The organism is Dickeya dadantii NCPPB 898, from assembly GCF_000406145.1.
Classification (GTDB): Bacteria; Pseudomonadota; Gammaproteobacteria; order Enterobacterales; family Enterobacteriaceae; genus Dickeya; species Dickeya dadantii.
Map to the genome: position 1 here is coordinate 4339668 of NZ_CM001976.1, position 24221 is coordinate 4363888.

A 24221-nucleotide genomic window follows, 5' to 3' on the forward strand; every position below is an offset into this window, starting at 1 on the left:
CAACGTAATTTTATCGTTGAATAGATCATCATTATTTTTATACAACCACTCTTATCACAATGATAAAAATGAGTTCATTCTAAAAACCATTAAAATATTATTTTCTATATCTACATTCATATTTTATTCGCATCACGCAGAACCAGCATCTGATATAAATCAGCAAAAAGAAATGCGATATATTTATACTCATCGGAATTAACATCACAGGGTGCGTGATCATGTGACTGCAGCACGAGATTCTCCTCGGTGACCTCAAAGAACTTTGCAAATTTATACAGAGTCTGTCGGGAAATCGGCTTACCTAACTCCGCTCTTTTTATTGTAGAAATAGAGATATAACACTTTGATTCAAGGCTTTGTTCTGACAGTTCCTCCTGACTTAATTTTTTTTTAACCTGAGGTCTTTGATCACTGCTGTGTTCACCATAAATCCGTTGTTAGACATACATTCCCCTCTGCAATCAAAATCAATACACCTTTTCATGGTTTCGTCTTAAAACACCAGACCACAATAAAGCATACCAACTAGTTATGATGTGAATTCACCAAACGTAATATCCCCTGATTTTGACAACACAATTAACACCAGACTACATTTAATTATTTATTTTTTATTATAAAGAAATGGTGCATGACCATTCGGTCATGCACCATTATCGATTAGCTCAGTACGCCGGACAGCGCGCCCTGGCCTGCTTTTTTCAGCAGATTCAGCGCCTGGCCCCAGAACGCCGGATTAACGCCGGACGCTTTGGCTTCGGCAACACGGTTAGCGCGATTAACATTCTGTGCTTGGGTTGGAAGTTTCATGGTTATTTCTCCTTGAGTGTATTTGCATTACGTTTTGGGGGTATCCCCAGGTTAATGCCACCGACTGGCGGCAAAGCTAAAAAACGGTATGGTTCGCAAGCCGATATTAATAGGCATGCCAGCTGCGCAGCGTGCCGATGGTGACCGGCATGACATCGCTGACGTCAATGGTGTAGCGATACAGTTTGCGCGCAGCGGTGAGGCGTTCTTTCGGGTTGAAGAATTCCAGCACCACATCCCAGCAATCCGATTCCGGACGGCTGACCGGGCTACGTTCCGCGCCGATCTTGTTCAGGAATAACCCTTCGGCGAACGCGTCGTCGAAGATTTCCTTCATCTGATAAGCGTTGGTGGCCGCATAGTTAATGGCGCGCTCATTCGAGTCGTAACCCCGGTTACGCAGTTCGTAATAAATGCGGTTGATGAAGTTGACCAGTTCCTTGGATTTCGGCGTGCCGACGGCGCTTTCCCCCATCAGCATCTTGGAAATATCCTGGGATTCCCAGTTGAACATGCCGCGTAATACCGGGCTGATGGTGGGGATCACCTGGCCGTTAAACAAACGGGTTTCGCCGCTGATAATCCCGGCGATGGAAACACGCTCCACACCTTTGGTTTCCTGCTCGTACAGGAATTCCACCAAACGGGCATATTCCAGCACCGCGAACTGCGCATCCGGTTTAATGGCATAGACCGGAATGCCGTCAATTTTCAGCGTCCAGATAAGCGCGTTGGATTGCTCCGCATTATCACCGGTATTCAAATGCTCGGCCATTTGCACCGGATCGAACGGGTAACCGCTTTTATTTCCCATCACCTGGGTAAAATAATCCAGCCGCGCCTCGGTGCCGAAGTCATAGCCGACCTGACCGATGACAAAGATCTTTTCCTGATCGCGAACCGTGCGCGCATCCAGCAACGAGGATTGCGGCATAACCCGCCGGGCCGGCGCATGAACATAGTGATTGGCTGCCGGATCGCTGATTTTCGATAACGACAGGCCGGTGGCGCGCGACGGGGCGCTCGCTTCCGGACTCAGGCTGGAAGGCTCCAGCACCGCATCGTCGTCCAGCTCGACATCCTGAATGTCCTGGTGGGCGTCGATAATCGAGGGAACCAGCAGCTCCACGGCGGCGGGTTCAACCATTTTCTCTTCAGTTGACATGGTGATGATCCTTTTTGGTGGTTGGTGATAGAATTCCTGTGCTATTTGCCGGAATAATTTCTGAATATTTAATCGGTATACAACAGACTCCCGATTACCTGCCGTTGACAACATGAGTGGGGTGGCCGTATTAAACAGCACGTCCCGAATCATTTGCGACGCACGACGATCGTTTGCTACATTCATCGCCCTCATGATTAATGCCGAAACCGCCGACACCACCGGGGCAGAAAAACTGCTACCAGATACAACAGACAGATCATAATTCGGCGTAGCAACAGGGATTGATACACCAGATGCCAGCAACATTTTCTTTCTCAGTTTCACCCCGTAGTTATTAAATGAGGCGGGCAATCCCTCTTTATCACAAGCGCCGACGGCCAGAACAAAATCCATCGACGCCGGTAATGATTCGCTATTACGGCCTTCATTACCGACGGCCGCGATAATTAATACGCCTTCTTTTTCACAATCGCCGACGGCTTTACGTAATTCATCCGTCCCCTGGCCATTAACCGATAATGACGCGCCGCTGACGTTGATAATATTACATCCCTTTAAACGAGCATCACGAATGGCTTTTGCCAGCGTCCGCTCGGAGCAGCCATGAATATTGCCCCATTCGTCTTCATGAAAGACGGGAATACTCAGTAAGGTTGCCGCCGGTGCGATGCCAACGCCCTTTCCGCCGATAATACTACCCACTGCCGTACCGTGTGAGGTGCTTTTATTTGTCTGAGCAGAAAGGCATTCAATATTTAAATGATTTAATATCGGATGCTGGCAATCAATGGCGCCATCAATAATACCGATTTTTATTCCTTCTCCATTTATCCCCAATTGCTGTAAATCAGAAAGTGGGTTATTCAATAATGCATTATGAGTGTTCGACGGGTGCATCATCATTCTCTTTCCTGAATATGGAATTTAAAATCCCCGGTGTTTATATACCATTCCATTTGCAAGAGAATAACAACCGTGATTATCGCACAAGTTATCAACAATCATTCCGGTTATATTTTCTTTCACTCTGGAACTGGCGCAGAACATTCACACAGCAAATACGGTATTTCTCAATAAATGCTCGTCATCGATTTATCGTTTAAAAACGCCCTGACAAGTTGCTTATTTATCTTAGGCTAATAAATTTATAGTAGCCTTACTTAAAAGATATTTTGGTATCACTTTAGTATCAGTTTTATCAGTGCTATGTAGCTCAATAGGTTACATAGTACTGATAAATAAAATACTGAACGTTTGCTGAATAACACCTCTTTTTTTAAACGGATAATTATTCATACCAATGTGGCGAATACCTGTTCCGGATAAAACCGGAGTCACCCGCAACTCCGGTATTTCCCGCTTCTCAGCCAAAAGCACGTTTGGCTTTCGCCAGATAGTCCTTACGGTCTGCCAGACCATTCAGGCCACCATTAATCCGACGCGTAATGCCATTGATGTCATCCTGATCGGCCAGCGCGCTCAGTCCGTTCTTTTTCCAGAACCAGATCGCCGCCGCCACCGACACCGCCGGGTTCTGGCTGATCAAATCCGGGTTCGTCACCAAATCCTGGCCGATAGCGCTCCCGCAGGCGCGGTAATTGTCACGCCCCGTCAGCTGAATCAACCCCCGACCGCGGTACTTCCAGCCGTCTCCCGTTTCCGTCGCGCCATTGCCCAGCCGATTGGCGTAAACAATATTGGCGATCGACTCCGGCTTGCGTTCACACTGCGCGGCCATCTCATCGGTGGTGAAATAACGCCCAAACACCGAACGCAGCCCTTTGGCGCTGTAGTTCAAATTCTCCACCCGCGCACGCAGCTCATTACTTTCATGCGCGATTTGGGCGACAAAGTGCGCGAAACGCAGCGGAGTATTGATCTCCGCCGCATTGCACTCCTGCTGCAACGCAGGCAGGAATAGCGCAAGATCGTCCGCACTGGCCGCCGTCATTATCTTTTTTAATTTTTCCTGGCTGATTTCAAGAGTCATCGGTTTTCCTCCTCAATTGCTGACGCTGCCAGTTTGCAGAGGAAACACGCTCCCTCTCTTGGGTAAACATCGGCAAAAAGCAGGGGAACATGCAGCAAACCCGGAGAAAATAAGGACATGCTGAGCCAGCCCCCGGCAGCACGCCGGGGACGGGAAAGAGAAACGCCGTGGGCAATGCCCGCACGGTGCGGGCACATTGAGAAGAGGCGCTTATTGAAAAGGCGTCTGATGTTCGACCAGTTCCCACACCAGATAGCAAAGAAACGCGCAGCCAACCACGACTAGCACCATCGTCATGCCTTCCGGCCCCATACGGTCCATCATGAAGCCGATGCCAATCAGACCGGCGATGCCGCCAAGGGAATCCATCATGGTGTAGCTCATGTTGGCCGACATCTGCTGCTGCGGATGAAAGCGATCGCCTATCAGCGACAGGCCGATGCTGTAAACGCCGCCCATACTGCCGCCCCAGACATACAGCAGCACCAGCGTGGTACCGTAATCGGCATACACCGCCAGCGCCAGAAACACCGCGCAAACCACCGAGCAGAAAATACAGAACACCACGATCCACTGCCGGTTCACCCAGTCCGACAGCAGGCTGACCAGCATCCCGAGCGTGACGCTACCCAGCATGAACATGGTCATCAACAACGATGCCCGCTCCTCCGTCAGCCCGTCGCTGATGCCATACAGCGTCAGGAAGTTGGGCAAACCGTAGAAACTGACGCCGCCGACCAGCGCGGACACCAGAATGGCGCGGGCATGGCGGCAGACAAAGCGAAAGCGCACCGCGGACACCGTTCCCGACAGGGGGTTGATATGGGCAATCCACACCAGCAGCAGCGCGCTCAGGCTGAGCAGTGCAGTCAGCCAGAACCGCTGCGGCATGGAAACCTGGGTCAGTTGCAGCAATACCGGTCCCAGCGCCACTCCCAGCGACAGCGCGGCGGAAAACAACCCCATGATGACGCCGCGTCGGCGCAACGGCAGTTGATTCAGCCAGGTCTGCAACAGAATCAGCTGCATCCCGGTACACAGGCCGTATCCCAGAATGCTGACCAGCCAGCCGGGGTAGAATTGCTGCCACGCCATACTGGCGCACAGGCTGGCGCGCAACAGCACCAGCAGCAGCGTTGACCACATCAGTCCCATCCGCTGGATAATGCGGCTCAACCGCTGGTGGAACAGCAGCACGCCAATGATTTCACAGGCCATCGCCACGCCGATCCACAGATTGTTATGGCCCTGCAGGTTCATCAGCACCGGAATGGTGACGTAATTGATGCCGGAAACCAGTTGGATCAGGAAGGTCTGCATGATTAGCAGTATCGGCAATAAACGCGGCATCATAGCGCCTCCGGATATTTAGGCACCTGCCAGCTCAGTAACAGCTGGCCGTGCGTCGCCTGACGGATCGTCACCTGTGCGGATTCCGCCTCCGTCTGCCAGCGCAGAAAACGCTGCCACCAGTCCGGATCTTCGGCCACTGCACCGTCCGGCTCGCCACATCGCGTCAATCGAACATCCAGCACCCAGTGCAGCAACGCCTCTTCCCTTTGGCTCACCTCGATCGTCAGCGGCTGCTGCGCCAGTTGCCGCCACAGTTGAAAACTCTGTAGCCAGAAATGCTGGCAACAGTCCGGTGAGAAATGCGCCTCCAGCGTTTTGTCCGTCGTAATCGCCAGCACCGAATTCGGACAGGGAAGCAGCGACGGCGCCGCGTTTCGCCACCATTCGTCCAGGTTTGCCTGCTGTGCCTGGACGCTTCCCGACGGCAAAGGATCGGCAGCCGTTGCCGTGGGATACGCCGGCGGCCGTTGATGATCGCCGCCGCGCAGGAATAGCAACGGCAACGGCCAGTCATACAATCGTTCCAGTTGCGAAGGCGATGCGGCATGCAGTAGCGCGTGGTAAGCCTGTTCACGGCTTGCCAACTGCACGCGTACCTGCTGGCTGCTGCGCCGCATCCACCATACCGCCAGCCCGACAACCAGCCCGAGAAACAGAATGGTGCTGATCGCTTTGCGAAATACCTGATTGAGCGCCTCCAGCCGCTGATAAAAGCTCGATAGCTCCAGATCCATCGCCAATACACCGCGAAACGCGCCTTGCCGATCATAAAAAGGCGCGTAGGCGCTGATGAAAGAGCCCCATTCATCCCGATACGGCTGCGCCGACACCGCGGTTTTGTGCTCCCGCAGTGCCTCAACCAGCTCCGACGGCGCATTGTCATACACCTGCATCAACGCCGGCGGCAAGTCCGGCTGGCCGTCGCCATCGTTGTCATTTTGCGGGCTGGGGTTCACTACAAACCGCACCTGGTCCTGATCCAGCACGGTGGTATAGATGTAGCGCACATCCTGCGAGGCCTGTCGAATGCGTTCCAGTTGCACCGCCAGTTGCTGATACACCGGGTCATCGCGCTCGGTGCGCGCGCTAATGTCCTGATGTAACTCGCCAGACAGCGTGGAGGCCGCCGCCCGCACGTTCGACAGCAACCCGATTTTGATCTCCTGCTCCAGCGTACTGATCGACTTGTGGTAGACCATGTAGGTGGAGAACCCCAGCAGCCCGATAAAAATCAGGCTGGCGAACAGCGCTTCCGCCAGCGCCGTACGTGAAGGTGAAGCGCTCATAGTGTAATCCCCCGTATAACCAGCACGCCGCCAATCGCCAGGAACCCCAGAGGAAAGGCCAGACGACAACGCTGTATCAACAGATCGTCCTCCACGCCGTTTGCCTGGCGATGGTGGGCGAAAATAATCAGTAGGATCGCCGCGAAAATACTGCCATACCCGGCGATGATCATCTGGTCGATGACCGTGGTGTAAGGTAGCCGCGGCAGAATATTGCTGGTGTAAAACGCATAGGCCACCACCGTCAGCATCAGGGTGAACGAGGTCTGCAAACGCTCGGAGAAAGACTCCAGCCAGAACACGCTCCATGACGCGGCAATGATCAGCCCCAGCGGCAGAATAAAACTCCACAGGTAGTAAGACGGGTTGCGAACGGCGTCGATCCGTACCGTAATGCGGGAGAACTCATTCTGATTGGGCTGCACGCTGCTCAAATGGTCGTAACGGATATCGCTGATGTGGGTCGAGGCTTTGCCCCGGATCCACCATTCGTCGATCTCTTCGTTATCAATATTCTCGGTGTAGACCTGTATATCGCTGAACCGCAGTTGCTGGTTGTTATAGGAAAAAGGCTCCAGTTCCAGCACGAATTGTTGACGATCGAATGGAAACAGCCGGAAGTCCATGTCATTGCTGAACGAGCCCAGAAAACGGGCGTTATAAATAACCCGCCCGTCGGGAAACAGCATCAGGCGCTTATTGCCGGTGTCCGGGCTGCCGACCACGTTGATGAATTCCAGCGCCGGCACCCATAATCCGTTATTGATCCACCGCTCGATCTGGGTGTTTTCGACAATCAATGGCTTATCGCCCGGCGTTTTGCGCGGTTTGCCGGTCCACTGCGCCACGATGTAGCCATCGACCTTGTAGGTCTGCTCCAGCGTGTTCACGCCGTAGATCTTATTGATAAAAATGCTCACACTCACATCCACCGGGCGGGCATCCGCCGCGTTATCCGCCGGCGCGGACCACGCCGGCAATCCCAGCAGCAACAAAACAAGTCCGCAGCATGACCACAGAATCCGCATCTCACACCTCCCCGACCGACGGAAAAGCGCCGGGTTGACCCAACGCCCACAACAGGTTATCCACCAGCGCCCGATGGCAATGCGGTAGCACTACCAGATGGCAGAAAAGCACAGACTTTCCCTGCACCATCAGCTGTTCGCTGGACAACGAGAAACGTTCGATAATGGACGGACTGGGCGCGCTGAACTGCACCATCAGCGAGCCGCTGATTAGCGGCTGCAGCAACAATCGCTCGCGGCCAGGATCAAGCCGTTCAAACAGATATCGAAATTGCTGGTGAGCGTAACGCTGTATCTCGTGACAGCGGCGAATCATCTCCCGCTGCCCCGGTTCGCCGAGGCGACACAGCTGATTCCACAGCACCACCGCAGACAGGCCGGGCCGCGACCCGGACAAGGTCGCATCTCCGCTGCCGATATAGTTCGGGCGGCTGAGCGCCACCGCGCGATACGGCTCCGACAGCATCACGACGCCGCACGGCCACGGCATGCTCAGCCATTTGTACGGACTGGTGCAGATGGAGTGCAGCGACGCCGCCTGCGCATCAATCGCCAGCCGACGCCCTTCCGGTTCCGGCCAGAACGGCAAGTAACTGGACGACAGCGCGCCATCCACATGCACCCAGTAACTGCGCTGCTGCGGCGTATTCGGCGGCAGCAGTTGCCGGAGCCGCGCCGTAATCAGCGACCAGTCGTCACAGGAACCGCTGAAGGTGGTGCCGCTGGTCAGACAGACGATCACCGGCCGTCGGTAGCGATGAAAAAACATCACCAGTTGCAGCAGGCTCTCCACATCGATTCGCCCGGCGTCGTCGCACGGCACCGCCCGCGGCCACACACCGGCGTTAATGGGGCAGCGCCCCAGCTGTGGGCCGGCTTCGGCGGGCGTCGCCAGTTGCAACACCCGGCAGGCTTTAGCCAGCGAATAGTGGCTGCGCTCGGAATACAGCACCACCGGCGCGTAGCGCGCCCGCGTCATGGCCGGCCAGTGCGTGGTGCTCGCCCCGCACAGAAAATCGCGCGCATTCCACAGCGCGAACAGGTTGCCTTCGGTCGACCCCATCGCGGTCAGGTACCCCCAGTACGGCGACGGCAGGTTCCACAGCCGGGCGTAATAATCCAGCACCGCCCGTTCAAAACGCTTGCTGTTAACCTGGTAGGCACCGGGCTCCATGCTGTCCCCCAGATTCAGCAGATTCATGTCCAGCAACGGGCGCAATACGGTGTCGAACTCACCCTGTTGGTTGGTCTGAAACCCGGCGAAATGTCGCCGCTGCTCCTCCATGCGCGCGGTGTAGGCCCGCAAAATTCGCCTTCGCACCACATCGTGTACGCCTTCAGCCAAAATCGTTAATTCATCAATCGGTTGCATATTCTCTCCGTCTGCTCATTTCAGCGATAAAGGCAGGGTAAGGAATCGCCCGGTTGGCGAGCGCGGCTGTTCAGCGTGGAAATACGGCGAAATGCGGGAGAGAGGGAGCTGACGTCGGCAACGAGGTCAGTTAGCGGGTCATCCGGCGTGCAAGTGACCGGTTTCACAGTTCATTCCAAACCAAAACCATGAAGAGTGACTAAACAGTCACTCCTGCTTCCGTTATGGGAACACGTTACCGTGAGCCTGCTCAAAACTATTAAAAAATCTCTTCGATCCAGATAATGAAATGGCATTTCAATTATTGAATTGTTCGATTTTTACACTAAGACTGAGTTTGGCTGCCGACATACTTTGATATTTCTTACCAATGCATGCCGTTTTCAGCCTCAATACGGGCGCAGGGAATAACACATGCCCACAACATATTTATGGTTTAGAGAAAAGGAACACACGCTATGAAATCACTGATTACCCCGATTACCGCTGGACTGCTACTGGCGCTCAGCCAACCGTTGCTGGCCGCCACCGACACCGGTGGCTACGCCGTTACGGCAGGGGGCAACGTTACCGGTGCCGTCAGCAAAACGGCGACGTCGATGCAGGATATCGTCGATATCATCGCCGCGGCCCGTCTGGATGCTAACGGTAAAAAGGTGAAAGGCGGCGCGTACCCGCTGGTCATCACCTATACCGGTAACGAAGATTCGCTGATCAACGCCGCGGCGGCCAATATCTGCGGCCAGTGGAGCAAAGACGCCCGCGGCGTGGAAATCAAGGAATTCACCAAAGGCATCACCATCATCGGCGCCAACGGTTCTTCCGCCAACTTCGGTATCTGGATTAAGAAATCCTCCGACGTGGTGGTGCAAAACATGCGTATCGGCTACCTGCCGGGCGGCGCTAAAGATGGCGATATGGTCCGCGTTGACGATTCGCCGAACGTCTGGGTTGACCACAACGAACTGTTCGCCGCCAACCATGAATGCGACGGCACGCCGGACGGCGACACCACCTTTGAGGCCGCGGTGGATATCAAGGGAGCTTCGGATTACGTCACCGTATCCTACAACTACATCCACGGCGTGAAGAAAGTCGGTCTGGACGGTTCCAGCAACAGCGACACCGGTCGCAACATCACCTATCACCATAACCGCTACAACGACGTCAACGCCCGCCTGCCGTTGCAGCGCGGCGGCCTGGTGCACGCTTACAATAACCTGTACAGCAACGTGACCAGCTCCGGCCTGAACGTGCGCCAGAACGGTCAGGCGTTAATCGAAAGCAACTGGTTCGAAAACGCGGTGAACCCGGTGACGTCCCGTTATGACGGCAAGAACTTCGGCACCTGGGTGCTGAAAAACAACAACATCACCAAACCGGCCGACTTCTCTACCTACAGCATCACCTGGACGGCGGACACCAAGGCTTACGTCAACGCGGACAGCTGGACCTCCACCGGGACTTTCCCGACGGTGGCCTACAGCTACAGCCCGGTGAGCGCACAATGCGTGAAGGACAATCTGGCTAACTACGCCGGCGTGGGCAAGAACCTGGCAACGCTGACCAGCGCAGCCTGTAAATAATCCGGCAGCGAAGGCCAGGCATGAAAAGCAGCCCGGCTGACGCCCTATCACCGAGCGGGCCACACGCCCGCTCTTTTTTTGCGGCACGTATTACGCGTGGTCGCTATAAGTCCGATGCGGAATAAGTCCGATGCGGAATAAGCCTGATACGGAACGCTACGGACAGGGCGAGTTGCCTTATACCGATTTTCAAGCCAATTTGATAATTAATCATCTTTTAATTATCAAGCGTTATGACTAAGTGGTCAGAACTCCGGCCACTAAAAGTGACGCCTGTCAAAATTTGTAAAAACATAATCACCACTAATAATGAAATTACGTTTCAACTATTGAAACGTCTCCTTTTTGAGCTAAAACTGAGCGCGGGTTGATTCGTGCGATTCGGTTTTACTTATCTATCTCCCAACGCATTCGAGTGGCAGGAAAGCGGTTAACGCACCTGCGACGTGGAGCGATGGGATCCCCTGCCGCACCAACCCACAACCAAGGGCATGTGGAACGATAAATGCCCATATCACATTTTTCAAAAACAGGAATATTACTCATGAAATCATTCATTGCACCGATTGCCGCCGGTCTGCTGCTGGCTTTTAGTCAATCCAGTCTGGCTGCGACTGGCGGTTACGCCACCACTTCCGGTGGTAACGTGACAGGGGCTGTCAGCAAAACCGCAGCATCCATGCAGGACATTATCGATATCATCGATGCCGCCAAAGTCGATTCCAAAGGCAAGAAGGTGAAAGGCGGCGCGTACCCGCTGGTCATCACCTATACCGGTAACGAAGACAGCTTGATCAACGCCGCTGCCGCCAACATCTGCGGCCAGTGGAGCAAAGACGCCCGCGGTGTGGAAATCAAAGACTTCACCAAAGGCATCACCATCATCGGCGCCAACGGTTCTTCCGCTAACTTCGGTCTTTGGATCGTGAACTCCTCCGACGTGGTAGTGCGCAACATGCGTATCGGCTACCTGCCGGGCGGTGCCCAGGATGGCGATATGTTCCGTATCGACAACTCGCCGAACGTCTGGCTGGACCATAACGAACTGTTTGCCGCCAACCACGAGTGTGATGGCACCAAAGACGGCGACACCACGTTCGAATCCGCCTTTGACATCAAGAAAGGCGCAACTTACGTCACCATTTCCTACAACAACATCCACGGCGTGAAGAAAGTCGGTCTGGCAGGGTTCAGCTCCTCTGACAGCGCCGAACGCAACATCACTTACCACCACAACATCTACAACGACGTCAACGCCCGCCTGCCGTTGCAGCGCGGCGGCAACGTACACGCCTACAACAACCTGTACACCAACATCACCAGCTCTGGTCTGAACGTACGTCAGAACGGCAAGGCGCTGATCGAAAACAACTGGTTCGAAAACGCGGTCAACCCGGTGACGTCTCGTTACGACGGCAGCAATTTCGGTACCTGGGTGCTGAAAAACAACAACATCACCAAACCGGCTGATTTCGCCACCTACAACATCACCTGGACGGCGGATACCAAGGCTTACGTGAACGCAGACAGCTGGACTTCCACCGGCACTTACCCGGCTGTGACCTACAGCTACAGCCCGGTCAGCGCGCAGTGCGTGAAGGACAAACTGGCTAGCTACGCCGGCGTCGGTAAAAACCTGGCCGAGCTGACCAGCGCTGCCTGTAAATAATCGGTTCTCATCAGCCACGCTGATGCCTGGAACCCCCATCCGTCCGGCAAGCCCGGACGGATGGCGGAACGACTATAGAGCGGGAGAGCGACATTCGCTCGCCCGCTTTTTTATCTAGCCGTGTCCCACCGTGACAGGACACGATCCGGCATATGGAGCAAGCCATTATGAAACATACCCTTCTGTTTGCTTTACTGTTCAGCACCAGCGTCCTGACCGTTCAGGCCGCCAGCACCGCCGCCCCCGACCTGAAAGGATTCGGAACCGAGACGGTCGCCGGCAGCGGCGGAAAAATCATCCGCGTGACTACGCTGGACTCCGGCGGCGCCGGTTCGCTGCGTGAAGCGCTGGCCACCAAAGGCCCGCGTATTATCGTGTTTGAAGTCGGCGGTATTATCGACCTGGACGAAAAAGATATCCGGCTCGCCGAGCCCTACGTCACTATCGCCGGCCAGACCGCGCCATCGCCGGGCATCACGCTGGTCAAGGGCGGCATGATGATCACCACCCATGACGTACTGGTGCAACATATCCGTTTCCGCATCGGCGATAACGGCCACGCCAAGAAGAGCGGCTTTGAAAAAGACGTGTCGCTCTACGGACCAAACGCCTACAACGTGGTGGTGGACCACTGCAGCTTTGCCTGGGGCACCGACGAAAACCTGTCGGTTTCCGGGCCGCGTTACGACGGCCCATCCGGCACGGCTCATAACGTCACCTTCTCCAATAACATCATTGCGGAAGGCCTGTACGACTCCAGCCACTCCAAAGGTATTCACTCGATGGGTACGCTGGTCCACGATAACGTGACCAACGCGGCAATCATCGGCAACCTGTATGCCCACAACAACGAACGCAACCCCTGGTTCAAGGGCGCCACTACCGGTGTGGTAGTCAACAACCTGATCTACAACCCAGGCATCTGGGGTATTCGCATCGGTGCGATACAGAGCGAGTGGGAAGGCCGCTCCCTGCCGGTTAACGCCAAAGTGGCGATCGCCGGTAACGTGATGTATCACGGCGCCAACACCAAGTCCGGTCTGTCGCTGGTCGGCAGCAACACCACCGGCGGCGATGTCTGGATGAGCGACAATCTGGCCTTCGACAAAGCGGGCAAAGCCGTGGCGCAAACCTCCGGCACCGGCATCAACCTGCTGAAATCCGCGCCGGTATGGCCCACCGGGCTGACCGCCATCAGTTCCTCGTCGGTGGCTAATCAGGTAACGCAGCATGCCGGCGCTCGCCCGAAAGATCGCGACGCGGTGGATAAACGCATCGTCAGCGACTTCCAGAAACGCAGCGGTACCTTCGTCAACAGCCAGAGTGAAGTCGGCGGCTATCCGACCGCGACTGCGACCAAGCGCACCCTGACAGTACCAAGTACTAACGTTGACGCCTGGCTGCAGCAAATGGCCAAAGATCTGGAATAACGGTTCATTGAAGTAACGCCTTACCGGCGAATGCCAGTTACGCTACGTGGCTGGCATTTAGCATGTTATCGGCTGGAACATATTATTGTCTTGGTACGAGTTATTGTCTGGTACATGCTATTGGCCGGTACAGGCGCAATAACCGGGCAAGGAAAGGCGTGAGCGGACGCGTAGCGCCGGTTGAAATAAAAAATCCCCTTACCGTTCAACGGCAAGGGGACAGAGTTAACCTCTCATCAGGACATGTCAGGTCAGTAAACGGTTATTTCTTAATGATTTTCGCCGACTGAATCACAATCGGTTTGGAAGGCACGTTCTGATACGGCCCTACATTTTCTGTCTGGACCTGAGAAATCTTGTCAGCCACTTCCATGCCTTTCACCACTTTACCGAATACGGCGTAGCCAAAATCACGCTGGCCGTGATCCAGAAAAGCGTTGTCCGCGACGTTGATGAAGAACTGGCTGGTAGCGCTGTCTTTTTCGCTGGTGCGCGCCATGGAAATGGTACCGCGCAGGTTACGCAGGCCATTGTCCGCTTCATTCTTGACCGGCGGATTGGTGGCTTTCTGTTTCATATCGCTGCTGAAACCACCACCCTGAACCATGAATCCCGGAATGACACGGTGGAAAATGGTGCCGTTGTAAAACCCGCTGTTGACATAATCAACAAAGTTTTTCACGGAAACCGGCGCTTTTTGGTCATCCAGAGCCAGTTCAATGTTGCCCGCAGAGGTGGTCAGCAACACATGGGTGGACGTGGTTGCGGCAAAAGCCGGTGAAAATGCGGTCAGCGAGAGTACGGTTACTACCGCTGCCAATATACGTTTTGACATGAAGAATTCCTTTTGAGGATCAACGACAGAAAGCGTACCGATTTTAAATAGCCACACCTTTCTGCGCCACCCATTTTACCTTTTTTTACGCGATCCCGACCACCCATTGGCGATAAAAAGAGCACTATTTGCGCTCTTAACCCCCAGATAACCTGTGATGGCGACAATCACGCTCCCCCGGCGCCGTACTCTTGCTACCGGGGGAGGTAAAAACCGTCAAAAGGAAGACGTCCGAAACGTCTTGTCAGTGCTTGCTCAGTGTATGGGCATCAATCCAGTCAAAGTTAATGTCTTCGCCCAAACCGGGACGCTGCGACAAATGGACATACCCTTCTTCATCCATCGGGTCGACCAGCGTATTCAGATAGGCCGCCGGTTCGTCATAGTTCAGGAACGGATGCAGCAGACCGCGTTCGTACCAGCGGCAGTTTTTAATCGCCCCCACCACCGCCAGATTCGGCGCGCCGTTGCCGTGAATTTCGCAATCCATGCCGAAAGCTTCCGCCAGATGTGCCACCTTGAGACACGGCGAAATCCCGCCCACGCCCTGCACCCCGGCGCGCAGAATGTCGCAGGCGCCTTCTTTCACCCAGTCGGCGCGGCTGAAGTATTTCCCGCCCAGGCTTTCCGGCCCGATGACGTCGATGTCCAGATTCTTGTTCAGCCAGCTGTAAGACGCCATGCTCTGCTCTTCCATCGGCTCTTCGAACCAGGTGAAGTTCAGTTTTTGCAGTTCACGACCGATGTACCGCGCTTCGCTGCGGCTGTACCAGTGGTAGCCGTCCAGCATCAGGCAGATATCCGGCCCCACCGCTTCGCGCACCGCCGCACAGGCTTTGACGTCCATTTGCGGGCTGGGCGCGAACGACACCGGCGGCATCCAGGTATGCAGCTTGATGGCTTTGTAGCCGCGCTTCACCAGCTTCTCGGCGAACTGACCGTACTCGTCCGGCGTGGACAGGCCGCCTTGCAGCTCGTCGCCGCACATGGTGCTGCCGTAAGCCGGCACTTTATCGCGGTAGCCGCCCAGCAGTTTATACACCGGCAGGTTCAGCGCGTGCCCGGCCAGATCCCACAGCGCCTGTTCGGCGATCGCCAGCGCCCGGTCGGTCAGTTGGTTGGCGCTGCCGCGCTGCCAGTGCACCAGATCCTGCCACAGCCGCTCACGATCAAACGGATCCTGCCCAATCAACACTTTGCGGAAAAAGCTGTTCACCACATACGGGCGGATCACTTCCGGCGGCGCAAACGCATAGCCTTTGTGGCCGCTATCGGCGGTGATGGTCAGCAACGCCATACTGGCCTGATGCTCATCGCCCGGATGGGAATGCCCGGCGCTGTCAGAGACGCGACGAGTGGGATAAGTGAAGACGGTGACGTCGATCGATTCAATTTTCACGTTGATTACCTGCCTGAAGGTGAAGCGCCTGCCAGCACGGGTTCTTATAGCCATAAAGAGAACGAATAGGGAATAAAAACACAGTGCCGATTTAATAAAATTGCGTTTTATTTTTATCGATTATTGAGGAAGTCTGCCGTGAGGTCATTAGGCAATTTATAACATTTGTGAAAATTATCCGCCCGATGATTATGCAATTGCCCTATTTACAAGCGTCCGCCCATCAAAACATAAAGCAGAACATAAAAAAAGCGCCGTTCCTGATAGGGAAAACGGCGCTGTCTGAACCGGTCTGGTAAAAAGCAGATTACGGGCGAGCCACGAATCCAACCACGTCATACACCTTACGCAGCGTTTCCTGCGCGCGGGCGCTGGCTTTCTGCGCGCCGTCACGCATGACCTGCTGCAGGAAAGCTTCATCATCGCGGAAGCGGTGATAACGCGCCTGCAACTCGCTCAGCATGCCGGAGACGGCATCCGCTACCGCACCTTTCAGGTGACCATACATCTGGCCGTCGAACGCCTTCTCCAGCTCGGGAATGGATTTCCCCGTCACCCCGGAGAGAATATCCAGCAGGTTGGATACGCCGGCCTTGTTTTGCAGGTCGTAGCGCACCACCGGCGGCTCGTCGGAATCCGTTACCGCGCGTTTGATCTTCTTCACCACCGATTTCGGATCTTCCAGCAGGCCGATGACGTTATTGCGATTATCATCCGACTTGGACATTTTCCTGGTCGGCTCCAGCAGCGACATCACCCGCGCGCCGGACTTGGGAATAAACGGCTCCGGAATACGGAAGATTTCGCCGTAAATCGTGTTGAAACGCTGGGCGATATCACGGCTCAGCTCCAGATGCTGTTTCTGATCTTCCCCGACCGGCACCTGATTGGTCTGGTACAGCAGGATATCGGCCGCCATCAATACCGGATAGTCGAACAGGCCGGCGTTAATGTTTTCCTCATAACGGGCGGACTTGTCCTTGAACTGGGTCATACGGCTCAGTTCGCCGAAATAGGTGTAACAGTTCAGCAGCCAGCCCAACTGCGCGTGCTCAGGCACATGCGACTGAACGAAAATCGTGCTCTTTTGCGGGTCGATGCCGCAAGCCAGATAGAGCGCCAGCGTGTCCAGCGTGGCCTTGCGCAGTTGCTGCGGGTCCTGACGTACGGTGATCGCATGCTGATCCACGATGCAATAGATGCAGTCAAAATCATCCTGCATGTTGACCCACTGACGTAACGCACCCATGTAGTTACCAATGGTCAACTCGCCTGACGGCTGTGCGCCGCTAAATACAATGGGCTTACTCATGTCATGCTTCCTGATCGTTTGAAAGGGGTAACCCGGCAAGGGTCAATAGATCCGCAAAGCGATCCAGCACCACGTCGGGGTGGCTCAGGGCGATCGCCTCGCCATAGTTATAGCCGTACGTCATGCCGACGCACGGGCATCCGGCGGCCCGCGCCGCCTGTATATCATTGCGCGAATCGCCGACGAACAGCAACTCGTTCGCGCGCAAACCGAGCTTGCCCAGCACCATGTACAGCGGCGCAGGATGCGGCTTCTTCTCGGTCACGTCATCGCCGCCGATGATCAGCGCGAAGTCGTCGCCGATCCCCAGCATCTCCAGCAACGGGGCAACGAACGGCGTCGGTTTATTGGTGACGACCGCCATGCGAAAACCGCGTTCGGCCAATTGGGTCAGCGTGTCCTGCACATCTGGAAACAGCTGGCTACCGCTGTCCACCGTGCGGGCATAATACTTATCGAACAGCGAACGGGTATCCTGAACCTGCCGGGCCGTCGGTTCCATACCCGCCCAGCGCAATGCGCGCTCCACCAGCACATCGGCGCCGTTGCCAATCCAGGTGGATACCCGCTCTTCGCCCGCATGAGGCAGCGATAACGCGCCTAATGTCATATCAACCGCTTCAGCCAGCCCCGGCGCGCTGTTGATCAGCGTTCCATCAAGGTCGAACGCCAGCCCGCGAATCGCAGAAAAATCAGCCATGACGTACCGCCTCCAGTTCCTGTCGCATACGCGCAATCACCGCCCGGTAATCCGGCTGACCGAAAATCGCCGAACCGGCGACAAACATGTCCGCCCCGGCAGCCGCAATCTGCGCGATGTTATCCACTTTAACGCCGCCGTCCACTTCCAGGCGAATATCGTAGCCGCTGTCATCAATCCGCTGGCGCACCTGACGCAGCTTATCTAGCGTGGACGGAATGAAAGACTGGCCGCCAAAGCCCGGATTGACCGACATCAGCAAAATAATGTCCAGCTTATCCATCACGTAGTCGAGATAACTCAGCGAGGTGGCGGGGTTAAACACCAGACCGGCCTTACAGCCGTGATCTTTGATCAGTTGCAGGGTGCGGTCGACATGCTCGGACGCTTCGGGATGAAACGTGATGAAGCTGGCGCCGGCTTCGGCAAAATCGGGGATCAGCCGATCCACCGGTTTTACCATCAGATGCACATCCACCGGTGCGGTGATGCCATAGTTGCGCAGAGATTTCAGCACCAGCGGACCGATAGTGAGATTGGGAACATAGTGATTGTCCATCACGTCAAAGTGGACCACATCCGCCCCAGCCGCCAGGGCTTGCGCCGTGTCCTCGCCAAGACGGGCAAAGTCAGCCGACAAAATAGACGGGGCGATTAAAAACGGTTTCATGCGTTTCTCCAAACCATCAAGTCTGCATTTCGCTGCCGGGCGCTGTTGGTTAATCGCACACCTGCGCAGCCACTCTGTAAGGGAACAACCCTCTTACTTCCTCACCTCGTCATCCATCTGGCGCACTTTGCCACGCTCAGAACGTCGCCCGACAATACAACGCCAGCAACTCGTTGACCTTGCTGCGGCCCGAAATATTGCGGCTGATGGTGCGACGCGCCTTGACCACATACAACGACGAGGCATCACGATACCATTCACGAGTCAGTAACGTATCATGATTGGAAATCAGTACCGGGATCTGGCTTTGCGACGACAACTGTTGCGCCAGCTGCGCCAGATTTTGTTGGTCCCGATTATTAAAGTTGTTGGTGTGGTACGCCGTAAAGTTGGCCGTGGCCGACAGCGGCGCGTAAGGCGGGTCGCAATACACCACCGAGCCAGAGGTGGCGTTAGTCAGCGTCTGCTGATAATGCTCGCATACGAACGTGGCGTTCTGCGCCTTTTCCGCAAACCAGTAAAGCTCTTCTTCCGGAAAATAGGGTTTCTTATAGCGCCCGAACGGCACATTGAACTCGCCACGCATGTTATAGCGGCACAGGCCGTTATAACAATGACGGTTCAGATACAGAAACAGCAGTGCCCGACGATAATCATCGGTACAGAGATTGAACTCCTCTCTCAACCGGTAAAAAACATCCGAAGTATTCACTTCATCGATAAACAGCTCGCGGGCATCGCGAATGAAGGCATCGGTTTCGGTTTTGACAATTTTATAGAGATTAATCAGATCGCTGTTGATATCCGCCAGAATATAGCTGTCGTAGTCGGTATTGAGAAATACGGAACCCGCGCCCACGAAAGGCTCGATTAATCGCTCTCCCGCTGGCAGATATCGGCGAATCTCCTCCACCAGCGGATACTTCCCACCGGCCCATTTTAAGAACGCGCGGTTTTTCTTCATGCCGTCGTTAATTACTCACACAGTTCAGAGCCACGGATTGTACTCTGTTAAGACAGCACATCAGGGCCAATTGGTCTTACTTGGTCAAGTCCTGCTTCACCTGACGGATCGGCCTGACCCATGGTTTTTTCGCCTGAACATCAGCAGGCAAGGACGCAATGGCGCGTTTGGCATCTTCCGGCGAGGCGTAAACACCATTCACCAGAACATACCAGGGCCGCCCGTCACGTTTCGTTTCATATACCCAGTAATTCGCCAACCGCTGCTCCCGGGCATACGCCTTGAGGGAATCTTCGCGGGACGCGCTGCTGAGTTGCAAAGTAAAGTGGCTGGCCGGCGCACTCTGGATAGCCGTAGCGCTCTGGCTTGCGGCTGACGCCGCCGGTTTGACCGCCGCCGCCGGCTTGCTGGCTGGTGCGGGCGTTACCGCCGTCGTGGGTGCACGATGCGCATTCGCAGCAGGTTTGGCGCTCTCTTTCGCCTCAGCGGCGTTTTTATGAGATGCCGGAGAAGGCTGTTTTTCCGCCTGAACATGGGCAGGCGATTTCTCCGCAGGCTGAGCGCGTCCGCCTTTGGTTGCCGGCGCCAGCACAGTCGCTGGTTCGGTCGGCAACCCGGAAGACAGCGCGTTCACCCGGTCCTGTTGCTGAGGCTGCGACAGCGCATCGGTAATATTACCCGGCAATTCAATACGCTGCTGGTTGTTATTCTGCGAAGGCAACGGCGCCTGAGTGGGCGTACCGGAAACAGGCTGACCGCTCAGCGTCTGCGCAGAGCCAGTGCCCGCACTCTGAGCGGCGACCGGCGCCGGAGAAGATGGCTGAGACGCCGCCGGTGGCGGTGTTTCCGGTTCCTGACTGGAAGACATGGCTGATGACAGATCGATATTCCTGCCAGAACCGGCTGATTGCGACGGAGCCGAAGACGTATTCTGGCCGGGAGATTGCAGAGCAGAACCAATGCCGATGATCAGCAGCACCAGTACCACAATACCGATACCAATCATGGTGTGTTGTCTGGATAGCGAAACACTGGGGGCAGAGAAGCCTTTGCTGCGTCTCTGCTGGCGCGCAGGGCGTCGATCGCTGGTATCCGGCTTCAATTCTTCTTCCGGATTGAACTCATCCATTTATACCCTCCAACTGAAAGGCTAGCTTCCGCGGACATCTGACACTGCGAAAGTCTAAATCATAAGGCATTGTATTTTAAACGTAAACTACAGCAACTCCGTCTGCTTGCTATTCAGACAGCAGACGAACGCGTTCAGGGAAGGCAGTCGGCAATGGATGCCAGCACCAGTTCGTGCGATACGCCAGCTCGGACTTCCGACTGACCTATCGCCGTGGGCAGAACCAGACGCAGCTCTCCCGCCAGCACCTTCTTGTCCCGCATCATGTGCGGCAGATACGCTTGCGGAGCCATTTCTCGCGGTCCGGTAACAGGCAATCCGGCCCGCAGCAACAACGCCCTGATGCGCTTGACATCGTCGGCGCTAAACTGCCCGAGACGACGTGCGGCCTCGGCCGCCATCACCATACCCGCCGCTACGGCTTCACCATGCAGCCAGTTGCCGTAACCCATTTCCGCTTCAATGGCATGTCCATAAGTGTGGCCCAAATTCAGCAAGGCGCGCACTCCGGATTCGCGTTCATCCGCCGCCACCACTTCCGCCTTCAGTTCGCAACAACGGCGGATACAGTAAGCCAGCGCGTCATCCTGCAGGCTGCGCACAGCGTCAATATGGTCTTCCAGCCATTCGAAAAACGCACGGTCAAGGATGATGCCATACTTGATCACTTCAGCCAGACCGGAGGAAAGCTCGCGTGCGGGCAGCGTTTTAAGGCAATCCAGATCGACCACCACCGAAGCAGGCTGGTAGAACGCGCCAATCATATTTTTGCCTAACGGATGGTTGACGGCGGTTTTCCCGCCGACGGAAGAATCGACCTGCGACAGCAACGTAGTCGGAACCTGAATGAAGCGAACGCCGCGCTGATAACAGGCGGCGGCAAAGCCGGTCAGGTCGCCGATAACGCCGCCACCCAACGCGACCAGCGTGGTGTCGCGCCCATGCGGCCGGGCCAGCAAAGCGGAAAACACCTGCTCCAGCACGGCTAAAGACTTGAACTGCTCGCCATCAGGCAGAATCACCTGATCAACCCGTACGCCGCTTTTTTCCAGCAGATCACGCAACGCATCCAGATAAAGCGGCGCCAGCGTTTCATTGGTCACCAGCATGGCCTGATCGCCAGCCTTCAGCGGCATAAAAGAAGCCGCGTCGTTGAAAAGACCGGCGGCTATCGTAATGGGGTAACTGCGTTCCCCTAGGGTTACGGTGACTCTTTCCATGCGCGTTCCATTGATCTGTCAGAAGCCTGCGGCGTGCAGGGGATTACACAAAATCAGTTGCTTTCCAGCATGCTGATAATCTGGTTGGCAACGACCTTGGCGCTTTGTTCATCAGTGCGAATCGTGACATCGGCGATCTCTTCATACAGCGGATTACGCTCTTTCGCCAATGCCTCCAGCACTTCGCGTGGTGGGGTTTCAACCTGAAGCAACGGACGTTTTTTATCTCGTTGAGTACGGGCCAACTGTTTTTCGATGGTGGTTTCCAGATACACCACCACGCCACGTGCAGACAGACGATTGCGGGTTTCGCGTGATTTCACCGAACCGCCGCCCGTCGCCAGTACAATGCCCTGCTTTTCCGTCAATTCATTAATGACTTTCTCTTCGCGCTCGCGGAAGCCTTCCTCGCCTTCCACATCAAATACCCAGCCCACATCAGCCCCGGTACGTCGCTCAATTTCTTGATCGGAGTCGAAAAATTCCATATTGAGCTGCTGAGCTAACTGACGGCCAATAGTGCTTTTGCCGGCACCCATAGGCCCAACCAGAAAGATATTGCGTTTCTCTGCCATTTTTTTGGTATTACTAAGAAATTCGTTAATGATAACCCGCCCCGCCATGTAACCTGCGGCGGAACCTAAACTGAAACCTCATGAGCGATAGTGCGAGAATCAGACAAAAAATTATCTCAATACTCAGGGTAGTTTGGCAACCGAATAAAATGCCACACGAATCAGGCAGCGATAAACCGTGCGTTTTATCTACGCCCGTCATACTTCAAGTTGCAGGTCGTTACATTGTTCAAAACGCGAGCGTTTTGTCCTGCAACTTGAATTATTCTGGGTATACACCGCTGATGTAACACCACTTCCCGTGCTCAAGCCGCTATCCTTGTATGCTAAAACGCGGGGATCGTCAAACGATGAAGGACACTATTTAACAAAGCGGGCCCACAAGACAGGCAGCCCTACCCGTTTTTCTGTCGCCTTCAGGTCGCCGGAGCGCGTCTGGCCGACTGAATCAGCGTCGGGGTAATAAAAATAACCAGCTCGCGGCGCGTGTGCTGCTGATTGCCGCTGCGAAACCATTGCCCGATGCCCGGCAGCGCACTCAATCCCGGAACCTGCCGTTCCCCCTGATTCTTCTGTTGCTGGAAAATGCCGCCCAGCACAATGGTTTCGCCATCCAGAACCGTCACCTGAGTCTGGATTTCCTGTTTATCGATCGCCAGTATCTCGCTCCCTTCTCCCTGTTTGATGGCACGCCCCGGCATATTCTGGCTAATCAACAAATTGAGCGTAATCTGCCCGCCATGCAGAATCCTGGGCGTGACTTCCATTCCCAGCACCGCTTCCTTGAACTCAATCGACGTTGAACCGCTGGCGCCGCTAGACACCTGATACGGGATTTCCGTGCCCTGCTTGATGCTGGCCGTCTGCTGGTGTGCGGTAAACAGGCGCGGGCTGGCGATGATCTCCACTTCATTTTCCTGTTCCAGCGCCATCAATTCCAGATCCAGCAATCGCCCGTTCAACTTCGCCAGATGAAACCCGGCATTAACGGCGGGCGATTCCACCGGCAGGCTGACGCTGAAATTGTTCATTTGCAGCGCCTGCCCCGTCGTCGTGGCATCGCCCAGTCCCCAGTTAACGCCCAGCGCCTTCAAATGTTCGCTGCTGATGGTCACGATATGCGCCGCCAGTTGCACCTGCGCCAGCGGTTTGTCCAGTTCCCCGAGCCAGGGACGGATTTGCTCCAGCGCCGAAACGACATCCCTTACCAACAGCGTATTAGTGCGCTTGTCCACCGTGACGCTGCCACGCTCGGTCAGTAGGGTGCCGCGCTGACTCTGCAAGCTTGTTGCCACCTCGGCGGCTTCCGCGTACTGCAGGGTGACGGACAGATTCTGCAACGGCAGTTGCTGGCGCTGTTTGGCCGCCAGTTCCTCCTGCTGCCGCTGCCGGTCTTTCATATAGGTATCGGGATAGACCATCATGACGCTATCCTGCCGTTCAATCGTCAATTGTCCCATGCGCAGAATAATATCCAGCGCCTGCTGCCAGGGAACCTGCTGCAAATTCAGGCTGACGTTGCCGGTCACGCCCGGCGCCACTACCAGATTAAGCTGCTGGTGATCGGCCAGCGCCTGCAAGACTCGCTGAACCGGTACATCGTCGAACGCCAGCGAAACCGGCTCGTCGCCTCGGGCTTCGGCCAGCATGCAGCTAAACAACAGCATCATCAGCCCGCCGTATCGATACAACCATCTGCCGGAAAAACATCCTGTCTTCATG

21 protein-coding genes are annotated in these 24221 nt (G+C 55.3%); 3 read left to right on the top strand and 18 right to left on the bottom strand.

Features of this window, described 5'->3' with window-relative positions; translation table 11 throughout:
* Positions 1-116: 116 nt before the first annotated feature.
* From DDA898_RS22575 to DDA898_RS19565, 8 genes are all read right to left on the bottom strand, one after another.
* Complete coding sequence (locus tag DDA898_RS22575) at positions 117-434, bottom strand: helix-turn-helix domain-containing protein (protein ID WP_107768397.1); 318 nt, start codon at positions 432-434, stop codon at positions 117-119.
* 229 nt (positions 435-663) lie between these two features.
* Entirely contained in the window at positions 664-813 is a 150-nt protein-coding gene (locus tag DDA898_RS23465) for a hypothetical protein (RefSeq protein WP_022635150.1), read from the bottom strand.
* Positions 814-919: 106 nt separating this feature from the next.
* Positions 920-2884: a PatA/PatG family cyanobactin maturation protease gene (locus DDA898_RS19540; protein ID WP_038912087.1), complete on the bottom strand. Its 1965-nt coding sequence runs from the start codon at positions 2882-2884 to the stop codon at positions 920-922.
* 460 nt (positions 2885-3344) lie between these two features.
* The gene (locus DDA898_RS19545) at positions 3345-3971 is read right to left on the bottom strand and encodes a glycoside hydrolase family 19 protein (protein WP_013319740.1); all 627 of its coding nucleotides are present in this window, start codon (positions 3969-3971) and stop codon (positions 3345-3347) included.
* A gap of 210 nt (positions 3972-4181) precedes the next feature.
* Positions 4182-5324: an MFS transporter gene (locus DDA898_RS19550; RefSeq protein WP_038912088.1), complete on the bottom strand. Its 1143-nt coding sequence runs from the start codon at positions 5322-5324 to the stop codon at positions 4182-4184.
* Positions 5321-6610 carry a PDC sensor domain-containing protein gene (locus tag DDA898_RS19555; protein ID WP_038912089.1) on the bottom strand — a complete coding sequence of 430 codons (1290 nt, stop codon included), beginning with the start codon at positions 6608-6610 and terminating at the stop codon, positions 5321-5323. The genes DDA898_RS19550 and DDA898_RS19555 overlap by 4 nt, the downstream gene beginning before the upstream one ends.
* Positions 6607-7638 carry a ligand-gated ion channel gene (locus tag DDA898_RS19560; protein WP_038902244.1) on the bottom strand — a complete coding sequence of 344 codons (1032 nt, stop codon included), beginning with the start codon at positions 7636-7638 and terminating at the stop codon, positions 6607-6609. The genes DDA898_RS19555 and DDA898_RS19560 overlap by 4 nt, the downstream gene beginning before the upstream one ends.
* Before the next feature lies 1 nt (position 7639).
* Entirely contained in the window at positions 7640-9010 is a 1371-nt protein-coding gene (locus DDA898_RS19565; protein ID WP_038912090.1) for a pyridoxal-dependent decarboxylase, read from the bottom strand.
* 458 nt (positions 9011-9468) lie between these two features.
* On the opposite strand from DDA898_RS19565, the gene pelC reads away from it, so the two are divergent.
* From pelC to pelZ, 3 genes are all read left to right on the top strand, one after another.
* Positions 9469-10596, top strand: a complete 1128-nt coding sequence (gene pelC, locus DDA898_RS19570) for a pectate lyase PelC (RefSeq protein WP_013319745.1) — start codon at positions 9469-9471, stop codon at positions 10594-10596.
* 544 nt (positions 10597-11140) lie between these two features.
* Complete coding sequence (gene pelB / locus DDA898_RS19575) at positions 11141-12265, top strand: pectate lyase PelB (RefSeq protein WP_013319746.1); 1125 nt, start codon at positions 11141-11143, stop codon at positions 12263-12265.
* A gap of 167 nt (positions 12266-12432) precedes the next feature.
* Positions 12433-13695 (top strand): pectate lyase PelZ, encoded by a 1263-nt coding sequence (gene pelZ / locus DDA898_RS19580; RefSeq protein WP_038902797.1) that lies wholly within the window; start codon positions 12433-12435, stop codon positions 13693-13695.
* A gap of 262 nt (positions 13696-13957) precedes the next feature.
* Here pelZ and ppiA read toward each other — a convergent pair whose 3' ends face one another.
* The 10 genes from ppiA to hofQ form a co-directional block, all read right to left on the bottom strand.
* Entirely contained in the window at positions 13958-14530 is a 573-nt protein-coding gene (gene ppiA, locus DDA898_RS19585) for a peptidylprolyl isomerase A (protein WP_013319748.1), read from the bottom strand.
* 244 nt (positions 14531-14774) lie between these two features.
* Entirely contained in the window at positions 14775-15929 is a 1155-nt protein-coding gene (locus tag DDA898_RS19590) for a mandelate racemase family protein (RefSeq protein WP_038912091.1), read from the bottom strand.
* Between the two features lie 307 nt (positions 15930-16236).
* Positions 16237-17241 (bottom strand): tryptophan--tRNA ligase, encoded by a 1005-nt coding sequence (gene trpS, locus DDA898_RS19595; protein WP_013319750.1) that lies wholly within the window; start codon positions 17239-17241, stop codon positions 16237-16239.
* Between the two features lies 1 nt (position 17242).
* On the bottom strand, positions 17243-17941 hold the full coding sequence (locus DDA898_RS19600; RefSeq protein WP_038902250.1) for a phosphoglycolate phosphatase: 699 nt from the start codon (positions 17939-17941) through the stop codon (positions 17243-17245).
* Complete coding sequence (gene rpe, locus DDA898_RS19605) at positions 17934-18611, bottom strand: ribulose-phosphate 3-epimerase (RefSeq protein WP_038902251.1); 678 nt, start codon at positions 18609-18611, stop codon at positions 17934-17936. The genes DDA898_RS19600 and rpe overlap by 8 nt, the downstream gene beginning before the upstream one ends.
* Before the next feature lie 136 nt (positions 18612-18747).
* On the bottom strand, positions 18748-19575 hold the full coding sequence (gene dam / locus DDA898_RS19610; protein ID WP_013319753.1) for an adenine-specific DNA-methyltransferase: 828 nt from the start codon (positions 19573-19575) through the stop codon (positions 18748-18750).
* Between the two features lie 76 nt (positions 19576-19651).
* Complete coding sequence (locus tag DDA898_RS19615; protein ID WP_038912092.1) at positions 19652-20704, bottom strand: SPOR domain-containing protein; 1053 nt, start codon at positions 20702-20704, stop codon at positions 19652-19654.
* Positions 20705-20838: 134 nt separating this feature from the next.
* Positions 20839-21924: a 3-dehydroquinate synthase gene (gene aroB, locus DDA898_RS19620; protein ID WP_038912094.1), complete on the bottom strand. Its 1086-nt coding sequence runs from the start codon at positions 21922-21924 to the stop codon at positions 20839-20841.
* Positions 21925-21977: 53 nt separating this feature from the next.
* The gene (gene aroK / locus DDA898_RS19625; RefSeq protein WP_013319756.1) at positions 21978-22499 is read right to left on the bottom strand and encodes a shikimate kinase AroK; all 522 of its coding nucleotides are present in this window, start codon (positions 22497-22499) and stop codon (positions 21978-21980) included.
* A gap of 416 nt (positions 22500-22915) precedes the next feature.
* Positions 22916-24220 (bottom strand): DNA uptake porin HofQ, encoded by a 1305-nt coding sequence (gene hofQ, locus DDA898_RS19630; protein WP_050570293.1) that lies wholly within the window; start codon positions 24218-24220, stop codon positions 22916-22918.
* Position 24221 lies beyond the last annotated feature (1 nt).